Origin of the sequence: Pseudomonas auratipiscis (assembly GCF_036324085.1) — a bacterium.
Lineage (GTDB): Bacteria > Pseudomonadota > Gammaproteobacteria > Pseudomonadales > Pseudomonadaceae > Aquipseudomonas > Aquipseudomonas auratipiscis.
This window is the reverse complement of the sequence record NZ_JAZDCU010000017.1, coordinates 77,717-98,606: the sequence shown is the minus strand read 5'-3', so window position 1 is coordinate 98,606 and position 20,890 is coordinate 77,717. Positions and strand designations below refer to the sequence as shown.

Below are 20,890 nucleotides of genomic sequence, written 5' to 3'. Positions count from 1 at the left end.
AGGCTGGCGCTTTTTTTAAAGGAGTAAACGACATGCTCGATCCTGCATTGGTCACGTGGCTGGATGCACAGGCCGAAGCCCTCGATCTGGGGCACTGCGATCCGCAGGAAGTGCTGGGGCAACTGGCGGCAGCACAGGTGTTGCGTGTTGGCATTGATCCAGCCCAGGGCGGCAGCGCTGGCTCGGTGGCCGACGCGGTGGAAGCCGTCGCCAATGTGGCTAGCCATTCACTGGCTGCAGCCTTTGTGTTCTGGGGCCAGCGCGCCTTCATCGAATACCTGTTGCACAGTCCCAACAGCACCTTGCGCGAGCGTCTGCTGCCAGGCCTGCTCAGCGGCGAACTGGCGGGCGCTACCGGACTGTCCAACGCCATGAAGTATCTATCCGGTATTGAAGCATTACAGGTCAGGGGGCTTGCCGATGAGCAGGGCTGGACCCTTGAGGGTCGCTTGCATTGGGTGACCAACCTGCGCAAAGGTGGCTTTGTAGTGGCTGCGGCGATTGAACAAGAGAGCGCTCCACCCTTCGTGCTGGCCATCCCCGACAGCGCAGCTGGGCTTTCGCGCTCGGATGATCTGCAGTTGATGGGGCTGCAATCGAGCAATACCGCGGCCTTGAACTTCGAACAGGTAGCCGTCAGCAGCGACTGGCTGCTGCATGAGAATGCCAGGCAATTTCTACCGGCGGTTCGTCCTTCGTTCCTGGGCCTGCAATGTGGCATGGCCGTCGGCCTGGCACGCCGTTCGTTAAACGAAGTCGAAGCGCATCTGCAGGGCACGCGTTCGCTTCTCGGCGAGACCTTGAGTGGGTTGCAGGAGCGCCTGGAGAGCACTGTTGCCGAGTTGAAGAATGGCTTGCTCGATGGTCGCTTCCTGGCCCAGCCCGCGGCCTTGTTCAACGTGCGCATCACCTTGGCTGAAACTGCCGCCGCTGCCGTGCAGCTTGAGCTGCAGGCCAGCGGTGGCAAGGCTTACTTGAGGGCGTATGGCGCAGGTTTTGCGCGGCGTTGGCGTGAGTCGGCATTCGTGCCGATCGTTACCCCGAGCCTTGTGCAATTGCGAGCCGAACTGCAGCGCCAGGCGTCGGCTGTATGACCCAAGTATTGCTCGAAGCCCACGCAATCAGTCTTGGTTACCCGCGTGAGCAAGGCTGGCAAAGTGTGCTGGAGGACTTCGACCTGCAACTGGCACCGGGTGAGGTGATCACCCTTCTCGGCCCCAGTGGTGTGGGTAAGTCGAGCCTGCTGCGGGTGCTGGCTGGGCTGCAGCAGGCACGCAGTGGCAGCGTCAGCCTGCTGGGTGAGCCGCTGCAAGGGCCGCACCCACGCTTGGCTGTGGCCTTCCAGGACCCCAGCCTGTTGCCTTGGCTGAGCCTGGAAAAGAATGTCGCCTTCGGCCTGGATTTCGCCCGCCAAGCGAAGATTACTGCCAGCGAGCGGCGCAAGCGGATCGATCACGCCATTGAAGCAGTGGGTTTGCAGCATGCCCGCGAACAGTATCCGGCGCAGCTTTCCGGGGGCATGGCCCAGCGCACCGCGCTGGCCCGTTGCCTGGCGCGACAACCGCAGGTGCTGCTGCTCGATGAACCTTTCGGCGCCCTTGATGAAGTGACGCGCGCCGACATGCAACAACTGCTGCTGCAACTGATCGCCCAGCACAATACTGCGGCGATCCTGATTACCCACGATATCGACGAAGCCTTGCTGCTGTCCGATCGCGTGCTGCTACTGGGCAACCACCCGGCGCGCACCCTCGGCCAATGGCACATCGACCTGCCGCAACCTCGCGAGCAGCGGGTCGAGGAACTGGGCGCGTTGCGTATCGACATCCTCAAAACCCTTCGGCGGGCCAGCCGCACACCTGAACCTACTCCTGAACCTTTGCCGCTGCCGTCGGAGACTGCCCATGTGCCTGGACGACTTCACCCACACTCGTCGTGACTTCATCAAACTCAGCGCCTTGCTGACTGCTGGCGGTGCCATGCCGCTGCTGAGCAGCCTGCAGGCACGGGCGGCCAGCGATCCGGATGCGCCAGTGCGTATCGGCTACTTGCCCATCACCGATGCCACCCCTTTGCTGGTGGCGCACAACAACGGCCTGTTCGAGGCCGAGGGCATCAAGGCCGAGCGGCCGGTGCTGTTGCGCAGTTGGGCACAGGTGATCGAGGCGTTCATTTCTGGTCAGGTCAACGTGATTCACCTGCTGTCGCCGATGACCGTATGGGCGCGCTATGGCAGTAAGGTGCCGGCCAAGGTGGTGGCCTGGAACCATGTCGGTGGCTCGGGTCTGACCGTGGCCCCGAATATTACCGAGGTCAAGCAACTCGGCGGGCAAACCGTAGCGATTCCGTTCTGGTATTCGATTCACAACGTTGTGGTGCAGCAGCTGTTCCGTGATCACGGCCTGACCCCGGTGTCGAAACCGACCAGCGCCGAGCTTGCGGCCAACGAGGTGAACCTGGTGGTGCTGCCGCCGTCGGATATGCCGCCGGCATTGGCCAGCAAGCGTATTGCCGGCTACATCGTCGCCGAGCCCTTCAACGCCCTGGCCGAAGACCTAAAGGTGGGTCGGGTGCAGCGCTTTACCGGTGACATCTGGCGCAATCACGCCTGTTGCGTTGTGTTCATGCACGAGCATGACCTCAACAACCGCCCGGAGTGGTCGCAGAAGGTCGTCAACGCCATTGTCAAAGCCCAGCTGTGGACGCGGGATCATCGCGCCGAAGCAGCGGCGCTGTTGTCCAAGGCGGGTCCCAACCGCTATACCCCACACACGCCGCAGGTGCTCAGCCAGGTGTTGGCACCGTCTGCCGAAGCGCGGGCCCGCTATATCGCCAGTGGTGCAATTGAACATGCGCAGTGGGACGAAAAACGCATCGACTTCCAGCCCTATCCCTTCCCCAGTTATACCGAGGAATTGGTGCGACGCTTGCAAAACACTTTGATTGAAGGTGACAAGGGCTTTCTCGCCGGTCTTGATCCGCAGCAGACTGCCCGCGACCTGGTGGATGACCGCTTCGTGCGCAACAGCATCGAGGCGGTCGGTGGACTGAAGGCTTTCGGTTTACCGGACAGCTTCGAGCGTAACGAGGAGTTCGCGATCTGATGGGTAAGCATCTATTGCATGGTGCGCTGGGTGCGGGCGGTTTGCTCGGGTTATTACTGCTGTGGTGGTTGGGTGTGCACCTGTTTGGCGAAGTCGATGGCCTGTCGGCGCGGTTCTCGCCCCAGGCCACACTCACCAGCCTGGTGGAGCTGCTGGGGCAGGGCGAGGTCTACGAGCATGTGTGGGTCAGCCTCAAGCGTATTCTGGTGGGCTTGGCGTTGGCGTTGCTGATCGGTGTGCCGCTGGGTTTGTTGGTGGGCAGTTATCGCCACCTTGAGTCGGCCACTACGCCCGCGTTCCAGTTCCTGCGCATGATCTCGCCGCTGTCGTGGATGCCTGTGGTGGTGATGTTGATGGGGGTGGGCGATCAGCCGATCTACTTCCTCCTGGCCTTTGCTGCGTTATGGCCGATTCTGCTCAATACTGCCGCCGGTGTGCGCCAACTCGATCCGCGCTGGCTGCAACTGAGCCGTAGCCTCAGTGCCACCCGCTGGGAGACGTTGTGTAAGGTGATTATCCCGGGCGTTATTGGCCATGTGCTTACCGGGGTGCGCCTGGCGATCGGTATTCTGTGGATCGTGCTGGTGCCATGCGAAATGCTCGGGGTGAGTGCCGGCCTGGGCTACTTCATTCTCGATACCCGGGATCGCCTGGCGTACTCGGAGTTGATGGCCATGGTGCTGCTTATCGGGGTGCTGGGGTTCATGCTTGATGCCTTGGCCCGCGGCTTGCACCGGCGCTGGGTCCATGCCTGAGCGGTAGGCAATGTGTGATGGGTAGCGGGGCAAGTTCACCTTGGGCGCATCGGTTCGGCGCGTCAGAGGCGGGCTTGCCCCGCGTTTGGTTCGATTATTCGATTTCCAATGGCTGCTTTAGTTGTTATGTTATTACATAATTCATAAGGAGCTCCCATGAACTACTTCCCAGGAAGGCTGCCGCTCGGCCTGTCTGCCTCGTTGCTCGCGCTGCCAGCTGCTGCGGCCGAGCCTGTTTTGCTCGACACCTTGACGGTGAGTGAGCGTCAATTCCAAGAGTCCGCCAATGGTCCCGTACAGGGCTATCGCGCCAACCGCTCGAGTACGGCAACCAGAACCGATACCGATATTCGCGACACTCCCCAAAGTATTGCCGTGGTACCGAGCCAGGTGCTTGAAGACCTCAACACCACCCGTATCGACCGCGCACTGGATTTTGCCGGTGGGGTGAGCCGACAAAACAACTTTGGTGGGCTGACCTTCCTCAATTACAGCGTGCGTGGCTTTACCACCAGCGAGCTGTACAAGAACGGCTTTGCGGTTAACCGTGGCAGCTACAGCGCCCCGGACACCTCCAATATCGAACGCATCGAAGTGCTCAAGGGGCCGGCGGCCAGTTTGTACGGCCGTGGCGACCCGGGTGGCCTGGTGAACATTGTCACCAAGCGCCCCCAGGCCGATGCGTTCACTCACTTCAAGGCCAGCGCCGGAAGTTGGGACCGATACCGCAGCAGCCTGGATGTGAATACGCCATTGAGCGACGACGGCCGCGTGTTATCGCGGGTTAATCTGGCGGTGGAGGACAACGGCAGTTTTCGTGATTACGTTGGCAGTGAACGACGCATCGTCAGCCCGTCGCTGAGCTGGCAGTTGAGCCCGGACACGCTGCTGTCGATCGACAGTGAATTTTCGCGCACCGAGTCGGTGTTCGACCGTGGTGTTCCGGCAGTCAACAACGCGCTTGGCGCTGTCAGTCGCTCGGCCTTCTTTGGCGAACCCAACGATGGGCGCATCCGCAACGACAACCAGACATTGGACCTGACGTTGGAGCACTACCTCAACGACAGTTGGAAGTTGCGTCTGGCCAATCATTACACGCAGGGTCGACTCAAGGGCAACAGTTCCGAGCCTCAGCGGCTGGTGGGTACTACGCTGAGCCGCTTCTATCGAGAGCGTGATTTTGAATGGAATGACTCCATCACCCAGGCGGAACTGCATGGCCAGTTCGATTTTGCCGGGTGGCAGCACCAGAGCCTGATTGGCCTTGAGTACGAAAACTACCGCAACAGCCAGAAGTATCCGCAGAGCGCCACGTCACTGGCGTATGGGCTGGACATCTATAACCCGGTGTATGGCAAACCCAAGCCACCTCTGACCCGAGCCAATGACTTCTTCGAGAGCACGCAGAGCTACGCGCTCAACCTGCAAGATCAGATCACCTTCACCGACCGCTTGCGCGGCCTAGTTGGAGTGCGTCTGGAACACATCGAACAGACGGCGCAAAACCGTAGCAGTCGCGTGAGCAATACCCAGGAAAAAGACGTCGCCACGCCGCGCGTAGGGTTGCTGTATCAACTCACGCCTGAGGTCGGTGTGTTTGCCAATGCCTCGACTTCGTTCAAGCCCAACGGTATTGGCACCCAGGGGCAGGTGTACAAACCGGAGAAGGGACTGGGTTATGAAACCGGGCTCAAACTGGACTTGTTCGACAGCCGCTTGGGCGCAACCCTGGCACTGTTCCAGATCGATAAGGAAAACGTCATCACCACCGACGCCTTTGGCGACAGCATCGCTGCCGGCAAGGCGCGCAGCCAGGGCGTTGACGTACAGTTCAGTGGACAGCTCAGTGATGCCGTGCGACTGATCGGTGCTTACGCCTACATCGATGCCGAGGTCACCAAAGGCGATGCCAACTTGCCGAAGGGTAGCGACCTGCTGGGTATCCCCCGGCACAGCGGTAGCCTGATGGCGGTGTATGCGTTTCAGGACGGCCTGTTGCAGGGCTCCGATGTGGGTGCTGCGGCCAACTACGTAGGAGACCGTTCCGGTCAGGCAGGTAGCAGCTTTCGCTTGCCAAGCTACAGCACTCTCGATCTGCTGGCACATTACAAGGTCAACGAAAGCGCTACCGTGGGCCTGAACCTGAACAATGTGTTCGACCGCAAATACTACGAGCGTGGATACAACGCAGTCTGGAACTTGCCTGGAGAACCGCGCAATTTGATGGTCAGCTTGAGCCTGGCGCTTTGAGGGGGCTATAGTCGGGCGCTTGAACATTTTGCCAAAGGAAGGCCGGCCATGAGCGACTCGATGGACCTGAATCGCCGCAGTTGGGATGAACGAGCTTCTTTGCACGCAGCCTCTGAAGAGTATGAAGTCGGCAAGTTCATTGCCGACCCTCGGCACCTGTCGCAAGTGGTACGTTTCGACCTGCCGCGCCTTGGCGATATCAGCGGTTTGCGCGCCGTACATCTGCAGTGTCATATCGGTACGGATACCTTGTCGCTGGCGCGCTTGGGGGCGCAGATGAGCGGGCTGGATTTTTCCGCGCAATCGCTGGCACAGGCCCGTGCCCTGGCCCAGCGTTGCGACCAGCCAATCGAATACGTCGAGTCGGATGTCTACGCAGCCGATACGGTGTTGGCCCCGGGTGCTTTCGACCTGGTCTACACCGGCATCGGCGCCTTGATCTGGTTACCCAGCATCGAGCGTTGGGCGCAAACGGTCGCGACGTTGCTCAAGCCGGGAGGGCGCTTGTTCTTGCGTGAAGGTCATCCAATGCTGCTGGCGGTCAATGAGGATTACCAGGATCGATTGGTGATCGAGTACCCCTATTTCGAGCGACAAGCGCCGATGGTCTGGGACAGCGACCAGACCTATGTCGAAACCGACACAGCGCTTAGCGAAACGGTCACCCATGAGTGGAGTCATGGCCTGGGTGAAGTGGTTACTGCCTTGTTGCGCCAAGGCATGCAGATCACCGCGCTGGTGGAACACGACAGTATTCCCTGGGAGGCCTTGCCGGGACAGATGAGTAAGAACTCGGCCGGAGAGTGGTCGCTGGATAAAGACCCCTGGCGTCTGCCCCTGAGCTATACCCTGCAGGCGGTAAAGGCGGGCTGATCAGCGCACGGCTTTACTGCGCTTTTGCCCGCGGTTTGCGTGGCGCTTTCGCCGCAGTTTTACCTGTTGCGGTGCTGCGTTTGCGCTTTTTCTTCCAGGGTGTTTTCGGCACCGCCGGGCCACTGATGGTCAGGCTCAATCCAGCGCAACGCTCCACTTGCTTGCTCATCCAGGCGGACTGTTTGGCGACAAACTCTTCCAGGCTCATCTCTCCGCTCTGGACCATGTCCAGCGCTTGTTCCCAGATGGCCGTGGTACCAGGGTCGGCAATCGCCCGGGGTACCGCGTCGATCAGACTGAACGCAGCGGGTGTAGCACTCAGCGCCTTGCCCTGTTTGACCAGGTAACCACGGTCAAGCAGGCCCTGAATAATGCCTGCGCGGGTGGCTTCGGTACCGATGCCGGTGGTGTCCTTGAGCTTTTGCTTGAGGCGTGGGTCATCCACCAGCTTGGCCACGTTTTTCATGGCCTTGATCAAGTCGCCTTCGGTGAAGGGTTTCGGCGGTTGGGTCCACAAGTCCTTGAGGTTGACCTCGGCTACTGCGCAATCCTGACCTTGATGCAAGGCGGGCAACACCTGGGCAATCGGGGCTTCGCGACCTTTGGCCGGGGTCAAGGCTTCAGGCAGGGCGCGGCGCCAGCCCGGTTCGACAATCTGCTTGCCCACTGCGCGCAAAGCCTGGCCTGCGCAATCAAAGTCGGCCTGGGTGCGGTCGTACTCGTGATTAGGCAGGAACTGCGCCAGGTAGCGGGCGCGAATCAAGGTGTAGACCGCCTTGTACTTGGGTGGCAAGCGCGAAGGATCGCTCGCTGCTGCGGTGGGAATAATGCCGTGGTGGGCGCTGACCTTGGCATCGTTCCAGGCCCTTGAGCGGCGTTGGGCCTGCAGGTGCTGTTGCAGCGGCGCCAGGCTGGAGTCGGCGCGCAGCAAGGCACCGAGGATGCTCGAAGCTTCGGCGTGCTGGCTCAATGGCAGATAGCCGCAATCACTGCGCGGGTAGGTGATCAGCTTGTGGGTTTCGTAAAGCGCCTGGGCAATGTCGAGGGTTTCCTGGGCGCCGAGACCGAGTTTTTTTGAGCACAGCTCCTGCAAGGTGCCGAGGTCGAAGGGCAGGGGAGCCGCTTCGCGCACGCGTTCGGTAGCAACTTTGATCACCCGCGCACAGTCGGCATTGCTGAGCGCGGAGGCAGCCTGCTGCGCCAGTGACTGGTTCAGACAGCGGCCCTGGTCATCACAGGTGTCTTCGCTGGCGCGCCATTGTGCAGTGAAGCGCGTTCCGGCACTGTCGAGCACCACATCAATGGCCCAGAATGCTACCGGCACGAAGTCGGCGATGCTGCGGTCACGGTCCACTACAAGACGTAATGTTGGCGTTTGCACCCGACCTACGGGCAGAACACCCTGGTAGCCAGATCGACGGCCGAGCAGAGTGAACAAACGGCTCATGTTCATACCGATCAGCCAGTCCGCGCGTGAGCGGCCCAATGCCGAATGGTAAAGGCTGAATGTCTCGTTACCTGGCTTGAGAGCAGCCAAGGCCTTGCGGATCGATGCATCATCGAGTGCCGACAGCCACAGGCGGCGAATCGGCCCACGGTAGCGGCAATGCTCAACCAGCTCCCGGGCAATCATTTCTCCCTCGCGGTCGGCATCGGTTGCGATCACCAGTTCTCGGGCCTCTCCCAGCAGGCGTTTGACAGCTTTGAACTGACTGGCGGTTCTGGGTTTTACCAGCATCTTCCACTGGCTTGGAATGATTGGCAGATCAGCCAGTACCCAACGTTTGTAGCGAGCGTCGTAGCTGTCGGGCGGGGCGGTTTCCAGCAGGTGGCCGATGCACCAGGTGACGGTGACATCAGTGCCAACCCAGCAGCCATCGCCGCGGCGGTTGGCGCCGAGAACCTTGGCAATGTCCTTGGCCTGGGAGGGCTTTTCGCAAAGAAACAGACGCATACCGGCGTTGAAGTCATTCTATGGCTGGAGTGAGGCATAGAATGCGCAGGATTGACTGGGCTGGCAAGCTTTATCTGTATGTATATACAGTCAAGTGTTTCTGCAAAAGATGTTCACCCACAGCGGTCGGTCTTGCGCGCCAGAACCGACCAGCTATGCCAGTGTTTGCGTTTACCAAGCAGGGTTTGTCCTGGTTGATTGTGCTCGTATACATCGAGCACCTCGAAGCCACGCATTAGTTGCTCGACCTGCTCATATTCATGAACGCTCAAATCATTAGGCTGTAGTTGCGCCCAACTGTCTTCGGGCCCCATGAAATGACCACAGAACACGCCATTGGGCCGCAAGGCGTGGACTATTTTCTGCCAGACCGCGGGGAAAACCTGAGGAGGGCAGAAGAACAGGCTGGAGCAAGCGGTGATCAGATCGGCTTGCGGGTAATCGAAGGCGTCGAAGCTGCTTTGGTGCACCTTTAGTCGAGGATGCGCATTGAGGTCCTGCAGGTGGGCCAGTGCATTGGCATCTTGATCGAAGGCATGAACAACGAAGCCTTGCTCAAGCAGGTAACGGCTATCTCGACCTGCACCGCAACCAACGTCAATTGCCCTGCTTCCGGCAGCCCAGTAGCACTGTTCAACAGCCTGCCTTAGGTGTGCATATACAGGGATTTTTTGAGCGGCGAGGTGGTAGTTGGCTTGGCTTGAGATTTCGTCGTTCATCGTTGATGGGGTTCCGGGTCATGCGCAGGCTGTTTGGCGAGAATGAAACTGCTTAATGCCTGCATAAGGCCTTTGGCCAATGGTAGTTGCGGGTTGCTATAGGCGGCAAAATTGGCCTGCCGATCATCAACAGGCACATCCTTGAGCACATGGTTAGCGTGCTCAAGGATCACCAGGTGAGCATCTTGCTTCGCTGCCTTGAGCAAATTTGCGTCGGTTTGCGTTATCTGCAAATCCTGGCCACCCTGCACAATCAGGACCGGTTGGGGGGTGCGGGCAATGAGTTGTGCCGGGTTGCGAGCCAGCTCACTGATAAGCAAGCTTTGCACCTCTCGGCGCATGATTGGCTGCAGCGCCGGTACTATGTGTTGGTCTTCCACTGGCTCGCCGGCTTTCAGACGGCGCAGTATTGAAGACGCAGGCGCGACGAGCGAGGTGTATTCAGGGTGTCTTTGCAGTTGCTCGACCATTACTTGATCGAGGCTGCGCCCCGCAGTGGCGACGAGGACCACGCCGTGGATAGTTGGGTTGTCCTGTGCCGCCAGCAGGGCGATCAAGCCACCTTGGCTATGGCCCAATATCCAGATCGGGGTGCCAGGCAAGCGCTGGCGCAACAGGTCTGCCCAGGCTCGCACGTCGCTGGCGTAATCTTCAATAATGATTTGGCTAATATCGACAATCGCTCCGGCGCTGGCACGCACCGCGCGCTTGTCGAAACGCAAACTGGCAATTCCCTGTGTAGCCAAGCCTTGAGCCAGCATCTTGTAGGTCCAGGGGGTGAGGCCAGTTTCACGACTGTTGCCGTTGCGATCGGTGGGGCCGGAGCCCGCAACAATGATCACTACCGCAGCATTGCGCTCGCTGGAGAGCAAGCTGCCCGCAAGCGGCCCTTGAGGGCCTGAAATCTGGATCGCTGTTTCTTTCATTGATGCAGCAGCGGTGAGAGGCAGCGAGAGAGCCAGCACGGCTGCGAGTTCCTTAATCCGTTGCATCTCCACCGCGACTCCTGTCAGGTGCTAGTAGCAATTCTCATTATTGATTGTGTGAGCGCACAGGACTGTAGAGGTAAAGGAAGAGAGGTGCAAGACGGTTGCCGTCACCCAGCCTTGCGCAGGGTCAGGTTGATCCGCAGGCTGCCCAACTGGGGATGTGCGCCGGCTTTGAGCGGCAATACCCCATGAAAGCGCAGCCGATCATCGCCACCCCAGACCAGTACATCGCCGTGGCGTAGACCAATACGCTGAGTGGGTTCACTACGGCTATGCCCACCCAAGAGGAACACTGCGGGCAACCCCAGCGACACCGACACGATGGGTTGAGTGAAGTCGCGCTCGTCGCGGTCTTGATGCAGGCTCAAGCGATTGCCGGGGCGATAGCAGTTGACCAGGCAGGCATCAGGCTGGAAGTCAGTGAACCCGGCCACCAGCGCTGCACGACTGGCCAGTTCTAGTAGTACACCAGGCAATTCCGGCCACGGGCGATTGCTCAGCGGATCGACCGGGCTGTAGCGGTAGCCCTGGCGGTCACTGACCCATCCCAACGCGCCACAGTTAGTTAGCCCAACCGCCATTTTCAGGCCACCTGGTGTCAGCATGTGGCGAAACGGAGCCTGAGCGACCACGTGACGCAACAGAGGGAGCATCACCTCAACCTGGGGCAAGGCAAACCCGGGCAAAACAACAGCCTGCGCGGCAACCCACTGGGGCGGCAGCGGGCTTTCGGGGTCGAAAAGATCCAGTTCGGTTTGCATGGTCGACGACAGTTGATCAGGCAGGCAGAGGGGGAGGCACTATGATAAGACCCTTTTGCAGTGGTGCGTGACCTTGGTTTCAGGGGTATGGTCCGTGTACCCAGGCTCGTCGTGCCGTGTTGAGGAAAAAAATAAACTTTTTGAATTCAAGGGCTTGCCAGCTCAAACGAATGAGTACATAATTGCGTCCATCGAAAACGAGGCAGCTGAAAAGCTCAGCGTTTTCAAGGGGATAGCAGTTGTAATGAGTTATTTCCTTAAAGAGTTGTATATGTTTGAGATCGCTTGTTCAAGGGTTTCGGGCATTTGAGGCCGAGTAGCAAAGTGGTTATGCTCCGGATTGCAAATCCGTCTACGCCGGTTCGATTCCGACCTCGGCCTCCATTATTGAAAGCCCCGCAGATTAACGTCTGCGGGGTTTTTTCATGCCTGCGGATTGTTACGGCCATCTGGGTTTGGGACAAATTTGGGACACCAAAGGAAATTGCGTGTCCCACATGTCCCCGGCAAATTCCGCAGCATGGCCACTTATGAACAGCGTCCAGGCGGCGCATGGCGGGCAAAGATCCGCCGAAAGGGATACCCCCAACTTTCCGGTACCTTTGACACCAAGGCAGAGGCCCAGCGCTAGGCGGCCGAGATCGAGGGTGATATGTCGCGGGCAAGATTCGTTGATATGCGCGAGGCGGAAAGCACGACCTTGACCGAAGCGTTGGATACACAACGACCAACCAGCGGCAAGGCAAGGCAGAGCTCACTGGTGAGTTGATGATTCTGAACTGGACCCCCGATGCACTAGGGGGTGTTCTGAAATAAGCCTTGAGATTTTTCAAGCGGGTTGGGGAAGGTTGCGAGCGTCTAGGAGCAGGGTCGAGATGGGTCGAAAGTAGCTCGATAGAAGCGTCCTGCTACGACCTATAGCGAATGGTCAATTGCTTACTCCAAACCATGGGGACAGGCGGGCGCTAATGCGCCAACTCTGCGTTGGTCTGAACAATTACCGTAGACCCTTTCGCGGCTGCACGGTCTGCTCCACCTGCTCCTCAAACCAATTCAACACTGCTTGGCACGCGGGATGAGCAACACCGCTGTCCCGTAGCCACAGGGCATACACACCGCCGGTCTTCAGTGCTTCGCCGAAGGGCACCACTAGATCACCGCGCACGACAGCGTCGTGGGCCAACATGCGGTCGGTCATGGCGATGCCCAGGCCACGGGCAGCGGCGTCCAGCGCCAGATCGTCGAGGTTGAAAAGCAGGTGCTGGTAGCTGTGCGCCGGCAAGTTCTTCTGCGCCTTGAGCCACAAGTTCCATTCGCCGCGTGAAGTGGAACCATGGATCAGTGAGTGCCCGCCCAGTGCCTCGGCCGAGCAGGGTGGGGCGCGTCCGTCGTTTAGCTGCGCAGCGCACACCGGGATTAAGTATTCGTCGAACAGGGGCGTCAGTCGACGATCGTCTAGGCCGCCAGGCAAGTACAAGACATAGGCATCGCAATCGCCGCCTTCATCCACCAGTTCCCCGCTGACGGTCTCGATGGACAGGGTCAGTCCGGGGTTCACCGCATAGAACGAACTCAGCCGCGGCAATAGCCAGCGTACCGCAAGGGATACAAATATCCGGATGCGGAAAGGACGGTCTAAGGGCGCTGGAGCCAGGCGCTGTTCCAGCGTGCGCAGGGACTTGAGCAGGTCCCGCGCCACCTCGTATACCTCGCGACCGTGCTCGGTCAGCGCTACCTTGCGGCTGGTGCGGTCGAACAGCACTGTCTGGTAGTGCTCCTCCAACTGCTGTATCTGTCGGCTGATCGCGCTCTGAGTCAAGTGCAGCTGGCGGGCGGCTTCAGTGAAGTTGCGGGTGTCCGCCACCTGGACCAGCGCCTGCAGCGCTTGCAGCGAGGGCGTGCGAAGGTTTCTATCCATGCAAATTCCGAATAGATGGATGATTTATTAGCGTTAGAAAGCTCGGCATTATGCCCGTAGATTAAAGGAATGCAGCGGGCTACCGAGTACCTTGTCAATCACGCCTGCGCATCGATTGTGAAGGAGTGACTGACAATGAACAACCACTGTGGCTGGATCGCTCTAGCTGGAGAGTCGCCGGTAAAGCCGCGCCTTGAAGGCACGCAACAGGTCGACTGGCTGATCATCGGCGGTGGCATCACCGGCCTCTCGGCGGCCCATACCCTGGCGCGGCGATTTCCGTCGCAACGGGTGGTGCTGCTGGACCGCCAGCGCGTCGCCCAAGGCGCGTCGGCGCGCAATTCCGGGTTTGTGGTCAGCCACGAGCTGCCTGGCGCTGGCGAACTGATCGGCACGGCCGGCTTCGCCGGCTATCAGGTTGCGTCGCGCATTGGCGTCGCGGCTGGGGAGGAAGTGCGTCGACGCATCGCCGAGCTGAAGCTGGACTGCGAACTCAGTGACAACGGCTACCACTTCGCGGTGCACGAACCGGCGCACCTGCAGCAAGTCGAGAAGGCGCTGGAAACCCTGGCGTCTGTGGGCGCCCAGGTGCAGTTCTTCGAAGGCGCGCCTCTGCAGCAGCGCCTGGGCACGTCGTTTTATGCCCGCGCCATCCACTGCGCGGGTGGCAACGGGCTGATGCAGCCGGCCCGCTACGTCAAAGGTTTGGCCGACAGCCTGCCGGAACAGGTGGAAATCTTCGAGCACAGCGCCGTCACCGACCTGCGCCGTCGCCCCGACAAAGGCTGGACCGCGAAAACCGAAACTGGCGAAGTGCAGGCCCGGCAGGTGCTGCTGTGTGTGGGCGCATTCCTGCCAAGGGTTGGCCTCAAGCGCAGCGGCACCTTCCCACTAGAACTGAGCGCCAGCATCACCCGTCCGCTTACCGAAGGGCATTGGCAGCAGTTGTTCGACGCGCAGGGTTGGGGCGTGCTGTCCACCTTGCCTGGTGGCTGCACCTTGCGCCTGCTGCCGGAGCGCCGGCTGTTGATCCGCAACACCGTGGAATATCGCCACCGCGACATCGATGCCGCTGGCCTGGCCGTGCGCCAGCGCGAACACCTACTGGGCCTGCAGAAGCGCTTCCCGGGCATCACGGAGCAAGATCTCGAATACACCTGGACTGGTCACCTCAGCGGGACTCGCTCCGGCGAGCCGTATTTCGCTCGGGTCGAGGACGGGCTGCATGCCGTGGCTGGGTGCAATGGCTCCGGTGTCGCCCGCGGCACCTTGTGGGGGCGCTTGCTGGTGGATATGGCCATTGGAGCTGACTCGCCCCTACTGGGTGATGTGCTGGGCCAGGCTCGCCCGGGCTACCTGCCGCCACGGCCTTTTTTCGACCTAGGTGCCAGCGTACGCATGGCCTGGGAAGTACGCCGCGCCCAGGGCGAGCGCTGATTTTCCAATTACCTTGCAAACAAGAACAAGAGAGCGAATCCATGATCAAGCACACTTGCGTGGCCCTGTTGTCCTCAGCGCTGCTGGCTACAGCAACGCACGCCGAAGAACGGGTCAATATCGCCAACTGGAGCGGCTATATTGCCGATGACACCCTGGCCGAGTTCAGCCGGCGCACTGGCATCCAGACCACCTACGACCTGATCGACAGCAACGAGACCACAGAAGCCAAGCTGATGACCGGCAACAGCGGTTACGACCTGGTGAGCCCCTCGAACCACTTCCTGCCGCGCCTGATCAAGGCGGGGGCCATTGAGGAGCTGGACCGTAGTCAACTGCCCAACTGGCATAACCTTGATCCGAAGCTGATGAAGATCCTGGAGGCCAGCGACCCGGGCAACCGATACGCGATTCCGTACATGTGGGTGACCACCGGCATTGGCTACAACGTGGAGAAGATCAAGGCGATCTTCGGCAGCACCGAGGTGACCCAATCTTGGGACCTGCTGCTCAAGCCAGAAAACATCCAGAAGCTCAGCCGGTGTGGCGTGGCGTTCCTCGACAACCCAACGCAGATCGTTTCCATCACCCTTAAGGCATTGGGCCTGGATCCGCATAGCGAGAACCCTGAAGACCTGAAGAAGGCTGAGGCGACGTTGCTGGCGGTGCGGCCTTACATCAGTTACTTCCACCAATCTAAGTACGTGAGCGACCTGGCCAACGGCAATATCTGCGTGGCCATCGGTTTCAGTGGCGACGTGTTGCAGGCCATGGGCAGTGCCAAACAGGCCGGGAACGGAGTAGATGTGGGCTACAGCATTCCCCATGAAGGTTCGACCGTGGCGGTGGACATGGTAGTGATGCCGAAGGGGGCTCCGCATCGGCAGAATGGGTCTGCATACTTGAACTACCTGTTGGAGCCTCAGGTGATCGCTAATATCAGCAATGCAGTGAATTACCCGAATGGAAACGCGGCGTCGCTGGAATTCATCAAGCCTGAGTTGCGGGACAATCCAGCGATCTACCCACCGGAATCGATCCTTGATTCGCTATTCCCGATAAAGACTTTGTCGCCGGCCGGTATGCGCTTTAATACCCGATTGTGGACCAGAGTGACGAGTGGAAAGTGATATCACGGCCATCCGCCGCGAGTGAATGCGGCTCTTTTGAAAAAGAGGCCACATCCCACCTCGTCTACTTCTGACATGAGTCAGCAAGATCGACCTGAAGTTTAAGGACAAGCCTGATGTGGACAGGGTCGACAACCTTATCATCAATGGCGCACTGAGCCGCTTGGGTACAGAGTCGCTGGAGCTGGGGATGGCGGTGCCACAAACCGCTGTTCAGTATTGCCCACGAACTCAATGCGCAATGGAAGCTATTGGGCAGTCTCGGCTGGCAGGACTGGAGCGAGTTCGGCAACATCGGCGTTGGAGTGAATGTCGATGCCCTAGGCGTCAGTCGTACTGCCGATCGCGAATATAAAGACACCGGGCATGCCTCTGTCGGTACGCAGTACCAGATCAATCCGCGCCTGCGCTTGAACTTAGGCCTGGGTTACGACAGTTCTGCGGTGGACGACAAACACCGCACGGTCGACAACCCTATGGGCGAAGCCTGGCGGTTGGCTACCGGGGTCAACTATCAAGTTGACCAGGGCCTTGACGTGCACGCCGAGTACACACAGTCTGGTTTGGCGACATGGACGTGGAGCAAACCAAGGCGCGCTCAGGCACCACGTTGTCTGGCACTTATCGCAATGCCGCCCTGCACATTCTCGGTGCCGCTGCCACGTGGCAGTTCTAATGCTGACGTTCCGTGCTCCGTGACGATTCAGCGCAGAAGGCCTCATGCGTTTTTGTCTACGCCTAAGTCAGAGGGGGGATACGGTGATCACGGAGGAAGCTGAGAAACCTCCAGGCGCGACAGTTCCGTTACTTTTCAATGTTGAAGTGATAGAAAGTGGGCTGAACTGGCCGCCCGAAACTTGCACATTTATTCCCGTAAACGCATCTTTGCCGTTTATGGTTAACTTCGAATATAAACTTCCGTCCTTTCTTAGCATCACGCCATTATAATTCGATCTTGATGTTGAAACGGTCACGGTTGTCACACCCTGACAATGCAAATAGAGTTGGGTTGACGCCTTCGCTCCGTCCAATGCGTTGTCTGCTAGACTTTTATGGTCGATGGTAGTATTTCCTGTAATCTTGCAGTCAACCGTCGCGGTGGCAACTGAAATGCATGGGCCGAAATAGCCAATGCCGCCTGCGATGTTGACGCCGGTACGGGCAGAACCAAATCCGACGCAAAGGTCATTGCTGGCGGATTCACTAGGAACTAGAATAGATCCGCTAAAGGGTATACTGAAACCTTGACCTTGGAGGTCTGAAAGAAGTTGGCCCAAATTAGACGAGCCTCGGCGGATGGGGAAACGCCATTCGTAATCCTTTCCTACAGAAAGCATCGATCCAGGTAGCCTCAAACCTAAGAAAATGTGACAAGTAGTCAATTGTAGATCGCTCGATACGCAAGGGCTATAGCCAGTGTCGCCAGTTGTCCAATTTCTTACTTCGAAATAATAACGTACCCCGCCTGATTCATATTTGCTATTTGTTGTGGTGATACTGTAGGCCCGTGCTAGGGGCGCTGCTCCAATCAACAGCAGCGATGCTACGATGGTGCCTAGCGCAGATACGAAAGATTTGTTCATTGAGAGTACTCGTAACTTAAAGCGAAGGTGTGAGGCGCGTCAAAATCAGCTAACCCCATCGCGTGCTCAGCAAGAGTTTCCGGCTGCACTTGCAGGTAAGCATTGAAGCTGAGCAGGTTGTCACCGCTATTCAGAACGCTCATGCGGTGGGTTTTTGTTTAAAGGTAGGGCGGTGCCGCTCGTTGTTTTCAGGGCTACAAACATGCCCTGTACTGTGGCGCTTTAGAGCACCAGAAGCCCCGATGGACCGTTGCTTTCCCACCTGGCTGGGGGTAAGTTAAAACTAGTGTATGGGCGAGTGCAGCAAATCACCCTAGGAAATCTCCTAAGGCTCGTAAGAAGTTTCCTATAAACGCCTTTCAACAGCCGGTTATCGTGCTTGAACTCTGTCGGGCCTCTTTTTGCAAGTAGTGTGAGCATGCCCTCTGCTTAACAGCCATCAATCTTGTTGAAGGCATTGCAGGTAATTGGTTGGAGCCTACCGCACCAAGCTAGGGCGCACCCTACATGAATCTATTCGAAACTCAATGCCATGGTTAATGATGTATCAAGGTCACTTAGCCCGATGGAGCGATGAGCTATCGCCTGGGACCGCTTTGTAAGGCGCGTTGGTGGCCTCTGGGAAAATTCCTACAGATCGTTCGGAAGGATCCTAGATATTGGTGCGGACAGGGCGACTACCATTCCTGATCATCCTTGCAGGTCTAATATTTTGAAAGATAAATTCTTCCATAAGGTTCTAGTATTTATTGTGCTCGGGTTTATGTCGAATGTCACTTGTGCTATCTCGATTGTGTCGACTGGGAGCCAATACGAAGTTGGGGGGAGGCGATTTTTTTTTACGGTTACTGCTTGGGAGGGTGGTGATAAGATATGTAACGATTTAACATTTAGTACATGTGGCGTTAGTATAGTGGGGGCGCAATATAAGGGTTCGGGAAATTGGGAAGATGTAGTGTACAGTTCTGATTACAACTGGCAGCATCTCAAGCCAAATGCTTCGATGGCAGAGGTCCGTAAGCAGTTGGAAGCAAGGGGCGGTTTTTCAATTCCACTTCAAGGGAGCCTATTTGTTCCGAAAGATAGGAAGATATCCAAAAGTTTCTGTATTACTTTTGCCGAGTCAAAATATCAACCGGGAGGTATATCTTTTGTAGTGCCTACGGGGCCATGCGCTCCTGTAATATTGCCAGCGTTGGTTTGCGATATACAGGGGAATCCAATAATAAATCATGGTGATATAAGTGATGCCAAGGTTGAAGGGAATGAAGCATGGACTCATATGTATATAACCTGCACTGGTCCTTCTAGTGTGAATGTCGCTATCGGTGGTAATGACAAAGCAGTGGTGAAACTTAGAGGTGATGAGGGCTTGTACTCAAAAATAACAATTAATAACCAAGATGGCGCAGAAGGAGTTAATATTCCAGCGTCAGAAAATCCTGCAAAGCCGATCCTCGTCAAGTCGACGCTGTTTACCACAGCAGGGAGTGCTCGGCCTGGTGCTTTTTCTGGATTTTCTGTGCTCACGGTCTCTCCACCCTAATCCGTTTCGGTGCAATTATTTACCAAGCTGCACGGCAGCCATTTTGCCAAACTTTCGCAGCCTACGGCAGTGGTATTAAGTTTCCTAATTGCGTTGCCAACTATTTGACAAGGTAGCAATTTTAGAAGTTAATCCCGTTTCGGCGGCTACACTTTATCTGTCTACGCCGGTTCGATTCCGACTTCGTCCTTTGTGATTGAAAGTCCCGCAGACTAACCTCTCCGGGGTTTTTAGTTTTGTGCGGATAGATATGTAGCGATTGATCAAGTTCGTAAGACGGACGTACGGCCATGTTGCATTCGCGATGCCGGTCCCGCACTTCCTTCAGGGCCACCTTGTCTTTTGGTCACGTTCATTTGCGCCGAGGCGAGTGCGCTTGCTTGTAGGTTGTCTGGAGGGCATTCCTTTACCGCGTGATCGGCCAACCCCACGAAAGCACATGGGTTCATTGCTATCAATATTGCGATATTTTCGGGTGGGTTTTCTTCCCAGAAGTGGAATACGGTTCCGGCCACTTGGCGACCTGTGTACTCACACTGCAGGATGTTATTTTCAAGCTGGGTGATTTGGTGGTCGAACCCTCTTTTCATTGGGTTTTCACCGAAGTAGGTACGTGGGATTACCACATGGCTTTCGAGTAACTTGCGCAACCCTCCATTGCGCCCAGACTCCCACTCATCCCATTCCGCCTGGTCTCTTAGGCGTCGGTACATTTCGTACTCTTACAGGCTGGAGCCATCTTGGAGGGCGGCCGCAGCCTGTATCGGATTGGGCGTCATTCCCAGACCGCCGCCGGTCTTGAATCTCAACGCGTTTACCCAGTTGTTGAAGGCCGCCCTGGCGCTTGGAGGAATGCCGCCATCGGGTGGGCGACCATTGTTTGCGAGGGCATTGAGGTTGGCCATTAAGCTCGCTGAGCCGTCATTGCCAGCCACTCGCGGCCAGGCAATCAGCATATCTTTCTGAAAGAGTATCTCTCCAAATTTGTCTCCAGCGGCCTCGCGATTGCCAGTGGAAGCATCAAAGTACGCACCTCGAGCTTCTTCGATCTGTAGCTCGAACTGCGCTATCTGCTGACCCAGCTCGGCATATTGCTCGACGGCCTTGTGCACGTTGAAGGGTATGTAATCTTCGGCCGCAGGTTTCCCGATCCAGATAACGTCTTGCCCATTGGCATTTGCAGACATCAACACAGCAGAGAGGGTCAAATAACAAGAGCGCTTGTGCCAGGTTGTGATCCCTAACCATCCATCTTTGAATACGCCGGATACGTAAGCGCATCTACAAAACCCGTGACCTGGCCAGCGCCGGGTTAAAAAGAACTGCTTATGGGTAATTACTCGTAACTGAGGGCGAAGGTCAGGGCCGCTGCGAATTCACCCTCGCCGAGCGTGCGACTGGCTAATACCTCAGGTTCGCCTTGCAGATAAGCATTGAAATTGAGCGTGGTGTTTCCACTGGTCAACTCGCCCATCGAGTGGGTCTGGTTTAACGGCAGGGCAGTGCCAGTCGTCGTCTCCAGCCCGACCATCAGGCCCTTCACCGTGGCGCTTTGCAGCACCAAAAAGCCCGGTGGTTCGCTGCTTTCATCACCGCTGAAAGTGATTTTTACGCTGTGATTGCCGACGTCAAGATCGCAATTTTTCAGACGCAGCTTGATGGGGAGACCTTTGGTTCTGCCGTTAAGGTAAAGTTCCTTATTCACCACGTTGTTAAAGTCCAGTTTGATTAAGTTGTCCTCCTCGGCCAGTACGCAAGGCTCGTTCACCAACGTGCCGGAGAAGTACAGGTTGTCTTCTGCCGCATATACTGGCGGCCACCACAAGCTGGCGGCTAACCAACCGATCAGGGTCACGGCCCACTTGCCCATA

Annotated in this window: 17 protein-coding genes, 1 tRNA gene and 2 pseudogenes; 12 read left to right on the top strand and 8 right to left on the bottom strand. The window is 57.7% G+C overall.

Features of this window, described 5'->3' with window-relative positions; genetic code table 11:
* The first annotated feature begins 32 nt into the window (after positions 1-32).
* From V0R60_RS21075 to V0R60_RS21050, 6 genes are all read left to right on the top strand, one after another.
* A complete protein-coding gene (locus V0R60_RS21075; RefSeq protein ID WP_330080639.1) occupies positions 33-1,094 on the top strand; it encodes an acyl-CoA dehydrogenase family protein in 1,062 nt (353 codons plus the stop codon).
* A complete protein-coding gene (locus V0R60_RS21070; protein WP_330080638.1) occupies positions 1,091-1,939 on the top strand; it encodes an ABC transporter ATP-binding protein in 849 nt (282 codons plus the stop codon). The genes V0R60_RS21075 and V0R60_RS21070 overlap by 4 nt, the downstream gene beginning before the upstream one ends.
* Positions 1,905-3,104 (top strand): ABC transporter substrate-binding protein, encoded by a 1,200-nt coding sequence (locus V0R60_RS21065; protein ID WP_136477049.1) that lies wholly within the window; start codon positions 1,905-1,907, stop codon positions 3,102-3,104. Before V0R60_RS21070 ends, V0R60_RS21065 begins: the two co-directional genes overlap by 35 nt.
* Positions 3,104-3,859, top strand: coding sequence for an ABC transporter permease (locus tag V0R60_RS21060; RefSeq protein ID WP_203542657.1), 756 nt, complete (start codon positions 3,104-3,106; stop codon positions 3,857-3,859). Before V0R60_RS21065 ends, V0R60_RS21060 begins: the two co-directional genes overlap by 1 nt.
* Before the next feature lie 156 nt (positions 3,860-4,015).
* A complete protein-coding gene (locus tag V0R60_RS21055) occupies positions 4,016-6,109 on the top strand; it encodes a TonB-dependent siderophore receptor (RefSeq protein WP_330080637.1) in 2,094 nt (697 codons plus the stop codon).
* A gap of 48 nt (positions 6,110-6,157) precedes the next feature.
* Positions 6,158-6,982, top strand: a complete 825-nt coding sequence (locus tag V0R60_RS21050) for a class I SAM-dependent methyltransferase (RefSeq protein WP_330080636.1) — start codon at positions 6,158-6,160, stop codon at positions 6,980-6,982.
* A gap of 13 nt (positions 6,983-6,995) precedes the next feature.
* On the opposite strand, the gene V0R60_RS21045 is transcribed toward V0R60_RS21050, so the two are convergent.
* The 4 genes from V0R60_RS21045 to alkB all read right to left on the bottom strand — a co-directional run bounded on the left by V0R60_RS21045 (position 6,996) and on the right by alkB (position 11,405).
* Positions 6,996-8,936 carry a DNA topoisomerase III gene (locus V0R60_RS21045; RefSeq protein WP_330080635.1) on the bottom strand — a complete coding sequence of 647 codons (1,941 nt, stop codon included), beginning with the start codon at positions 8,934-8,936 and terminating at the stop codon, positions 6,996-6,998.
* Positions 8,937-9,049: 113 nt separating this feature from the next.
* Positions 9,050-9,655 carry a class I SAM-dependent methyltransferase gene (locus tag V0R60_RS21040; RefSeq protein ID WP_330080634.1) on the bottom strand — a complete coding sequence of 202 codons (606 nt, stop codon included), beginning with the start codon at positions 9,653-9,655 and terminating at the stop codon, positions 9,050-9,052.
* A complete protein-coding gene (locus V0R60_RS21035) occupies positions 9,652-10,647 on the bottom strand; it encodes an alpha/beta hydrolase (protein ID WP_218571403.1) in 996 nt (331 codons plus the stop codon). Before V0R60_RS21035 ends, V0R60_RS21040 begins: the two co-directional genes overlap by 4 nt.
* 104 nt (positions 10,648-10,751) lie before the next feature.
* Positions 10,752-11,405, bottom strand: a complete 654-nt coding sequence (gene alkB, locus V0R60_RS21030; RefSeq protein WP_203481236.1) for a DNA oxidative demethylase AlkB — start codon at positions 11,403-11,405, stop codon at positions 10,752-10,754.
* 310 nt (positions 11,406-11,715) lie between these two features.
* Here alkB and V0R60_RS21025 point away from each other — a divergent pair.
* Both V0R60_RS21025 and V0R60_RS21020 read left to right on the top strand, forming a co-directional pair.
* Positions 11,716-11,789 (top strand) — tRNA-Cys (locus V0R60_RS21025).
* Positions 11,790-11,925: 136 nt separating this feature from the next.
* Positions 11,926-12,123 (top strand): annotated as a pseudogene (locus V0R60_RS21020) (site-specific integrase); the annotation flags it as partial.
* Between the two features lie 279 nt (positions 12,124-12,402).
* Here the strand turns inward: V0R60_RS21020 and V0R60_RS21010 are convergent.
* Entirely contained in the window at positions 12,403-13,323 is a 921-nt protein-coding gene (locus tag V0R60_RS21010) for a LysR family transcriptional regulator (RefSeq protein WP_136476972.1), read from the bottom strand.
* Between the two features lie 135 nt (positions 13,324-13,458).
* Here V0R60_RS21010 and V0R60_RS21005 point away from each other — a divergent pair, with 135 nt between their 5' ends.
* The 3 genes and pseudogenes from V0R60_RS21005 to V0R60_RS27155 form a co-directional block, all read left to right on the top strand.
* Positions 13,459-14,760 carry an NAD(P)/FAD-dependent oxidoreductase gene (locus V0R60_RS21005; protein ID WP_136476971.1) on the top strand — a complete coding sequence of 434 codons (1,302 nt, stop codon included), beginning with the start codon at positions 13,459-13,461 and terminating at the stop codon, positions 14,758-14,760.
* Positions 14,761-14,801: 41 nt separating this feature from the next.
* Positions 14,802-15,890 (top strand): polyamine ABC transporter substrate-binding protein, encoded by a 1,089-nt coding sequence (locus V0R60_RS21000; protein WP_330080633.1) that lies wholly within the window; start codon positions 14,802-14,804, stop codon positions 15,888-15,890.
* Between the two features lie 251 nt (positions 15,891-16,141).
* Positions 16,142-16,387 (top strand): annotated as a pseudogene (locus V0R60_RS27155) (outer membrane protein transport protein); the annotation flags it as partial.
* 246 nt (positions 16,388-16,633) lie between these two features.
* Here the strand turns inward: V0R60_RS27155 and V0R60_RS20990 are convergent.
* A complete protein-coding gene (locus V0R60_RS20990) occupies positions 16,634-17,473 on the bottom strand; it encodes an MrpH family fimbial adhesin (protein ID WP_136476969.1) in 840 nt (279 codons plus the stop codon).
* A gap of 955 nt (positions 17,474-18,428) precedes the next feature.
* Here V0R60_RS20990 and V0R60_RS20985 point away from each other — a divergent pair.
* On the top strand, positions 18,429-19,019 hold the full coding sequence (locus V0R60_RS20985) for an MrpH family fimbial adhesin (RefSeq protein WP_330080632.1): 591 nt from the start codon (positions 18,429-18,431) through the stop codon (positions 19,017-19,019).
* Between the two features lie 722 nt (positions 19,020-19,741).
* Here V0R60_RS20985 and V0R60_RS20980 read toward each other — a convergent pair.
* Complete coding sequence (locus V0R60_RS20980) at positions 19,742-20,206, bottom strand: hypothetical protein (protein WP_136476967.1); 465 nt, start codon at positions 20,204-20,206, stop codon at positions 19,742-19,744.
* Positions 20,207-20,355: 149 nt separating this feature from the next.
* Positions 20,356-20,889: a fimbrial protein gene (locus V0R60_RS20975; RefSeq protein WP_136476966.1), complete on the bottom strand. Its 534-nt coding sequence runs from the start codon at positions 20,887-20,889 to the stop codon at positions 20,356-20,358.
* Position 20,890 lies beyond the last annotated feature (1 nt).

Excerpts from the sequence above, each read along its gene's own strand:
- V0R60_RS21075 (WP_330080639.1), top strand. The coding sequence starts at position 33 with ATGCTCGATCCTGCATTGGTCACGTGGCTGGATGCACAGGCCGAAGCC.
- V0R60_RS21070 (WP_330080638.1), top strand. The coding sequence starts at position 1,091 with ATGACCCAAGTATTGCTCGAAGCCCACGCAATCAGTCTTGGTTACCCG.
- V0R60_RS21065 (WP_136477049.1), top strand. The coding sequence starts at position 1,905 with ATGTGCCTGGACGACTTCACCCACACTCGTCGTGACTTCATCAAACTC.
- V0R60_RS21060 (WP_203542657.1), top strand. The coding sequence starts at position 3,104 with ATGGGTAAGCATCTATTGCATGGTGCGCTGGGTGCGGGCGGTTTGCTC.
- V0R60_RS21055 (WP_330080637.1), top strand. The coding sequence starts at position 4,016 with ATGAACTACTTCCCAGGAAGGCTGCCGCTCGGCCTGTCTGCCTCGTTG.
- V0R60_RS21050 (WP_330080636.1), top strand. The coding sequence starts at position 6,158 with ATGAGCGACTCGATGGACCTGAATCGCCGCAGTTGGGATGAACGAGCT.
- V0R60_RS21045 (WP_330080635.1), bottom strand. The coding sequence starts at position 8,936 with ATGCGTCTGTTTCTTTGCGAAAAGCCCTCCCAGGCCAAGGACATTGCC.
- V0R60_RS21040 (WP_330080634.1), bottom strand. The coding sequence starts at position 9,655 with ATGAACGACGAAATCTCAAGCCAAGCCAACTACCACCTCGCCGCTCAA.
- V0R60_RS21035 (WP_218571403.1), bottom strand. The coding sequence starts at position 10,647 with ATGCAACGGATTAAGGAACTCGCAGCCGTGCTGGCTCTCTCGCTGCCT.
- alkB (WP_203481236.1), bottom strand. The coding sequence starts at position 11,405 with ATGCAAACCGAACTGGATCTTTTCGACCCCGAAAGCCCGCTGCCGCCC.
- V0R60_RS21010 (WP_136476972.1), bottom strand. The coding sequence starts at position 13,323 with ATGGATAGAAACCTTCGCACGCCCTCGCTGCAAGCGCTGCAGGCGCTG.
- V0R60_RS21005 (WP_136476971.1), top strand. The coding sequence starts at position 13,459 with ATGAACAACCACTGTGGCTGGATCGCTCTAGCTGGAGAGTCGCCGGTA.
- V0R60_RS21000 (WP_330080633.1), top strand. The coding sequence starts at position 14,802 with ATGATCAAGCACACTTGCGTGGCCCTGTTGTCCTCAGCGCTGCTGGCT.
- V0R60_RS20990 (WP_136476969.1), bottom strand. The coding sequence starts at position 17,473 with ATGAACAAATCTTTCGTATCTGCGCTAGGCACCATCGTAGCATCGCTG.
- V0R60_RS20980 (WP_136476967.1), bottom strand. The coding sequence starts at position 20,206 with ATGTCTGCAAATGCCAATGGGCAAGACGTTATCTGGATCGGGAAACCT.
- V0R60_RS20975 (WP_136476966.1), bottom strand. The coding sequence starts at position 20,889 with ATGGGCAAGTGGGCCGTGACCCTGATCGGTTGGTTAGCCGCCAGCTTG.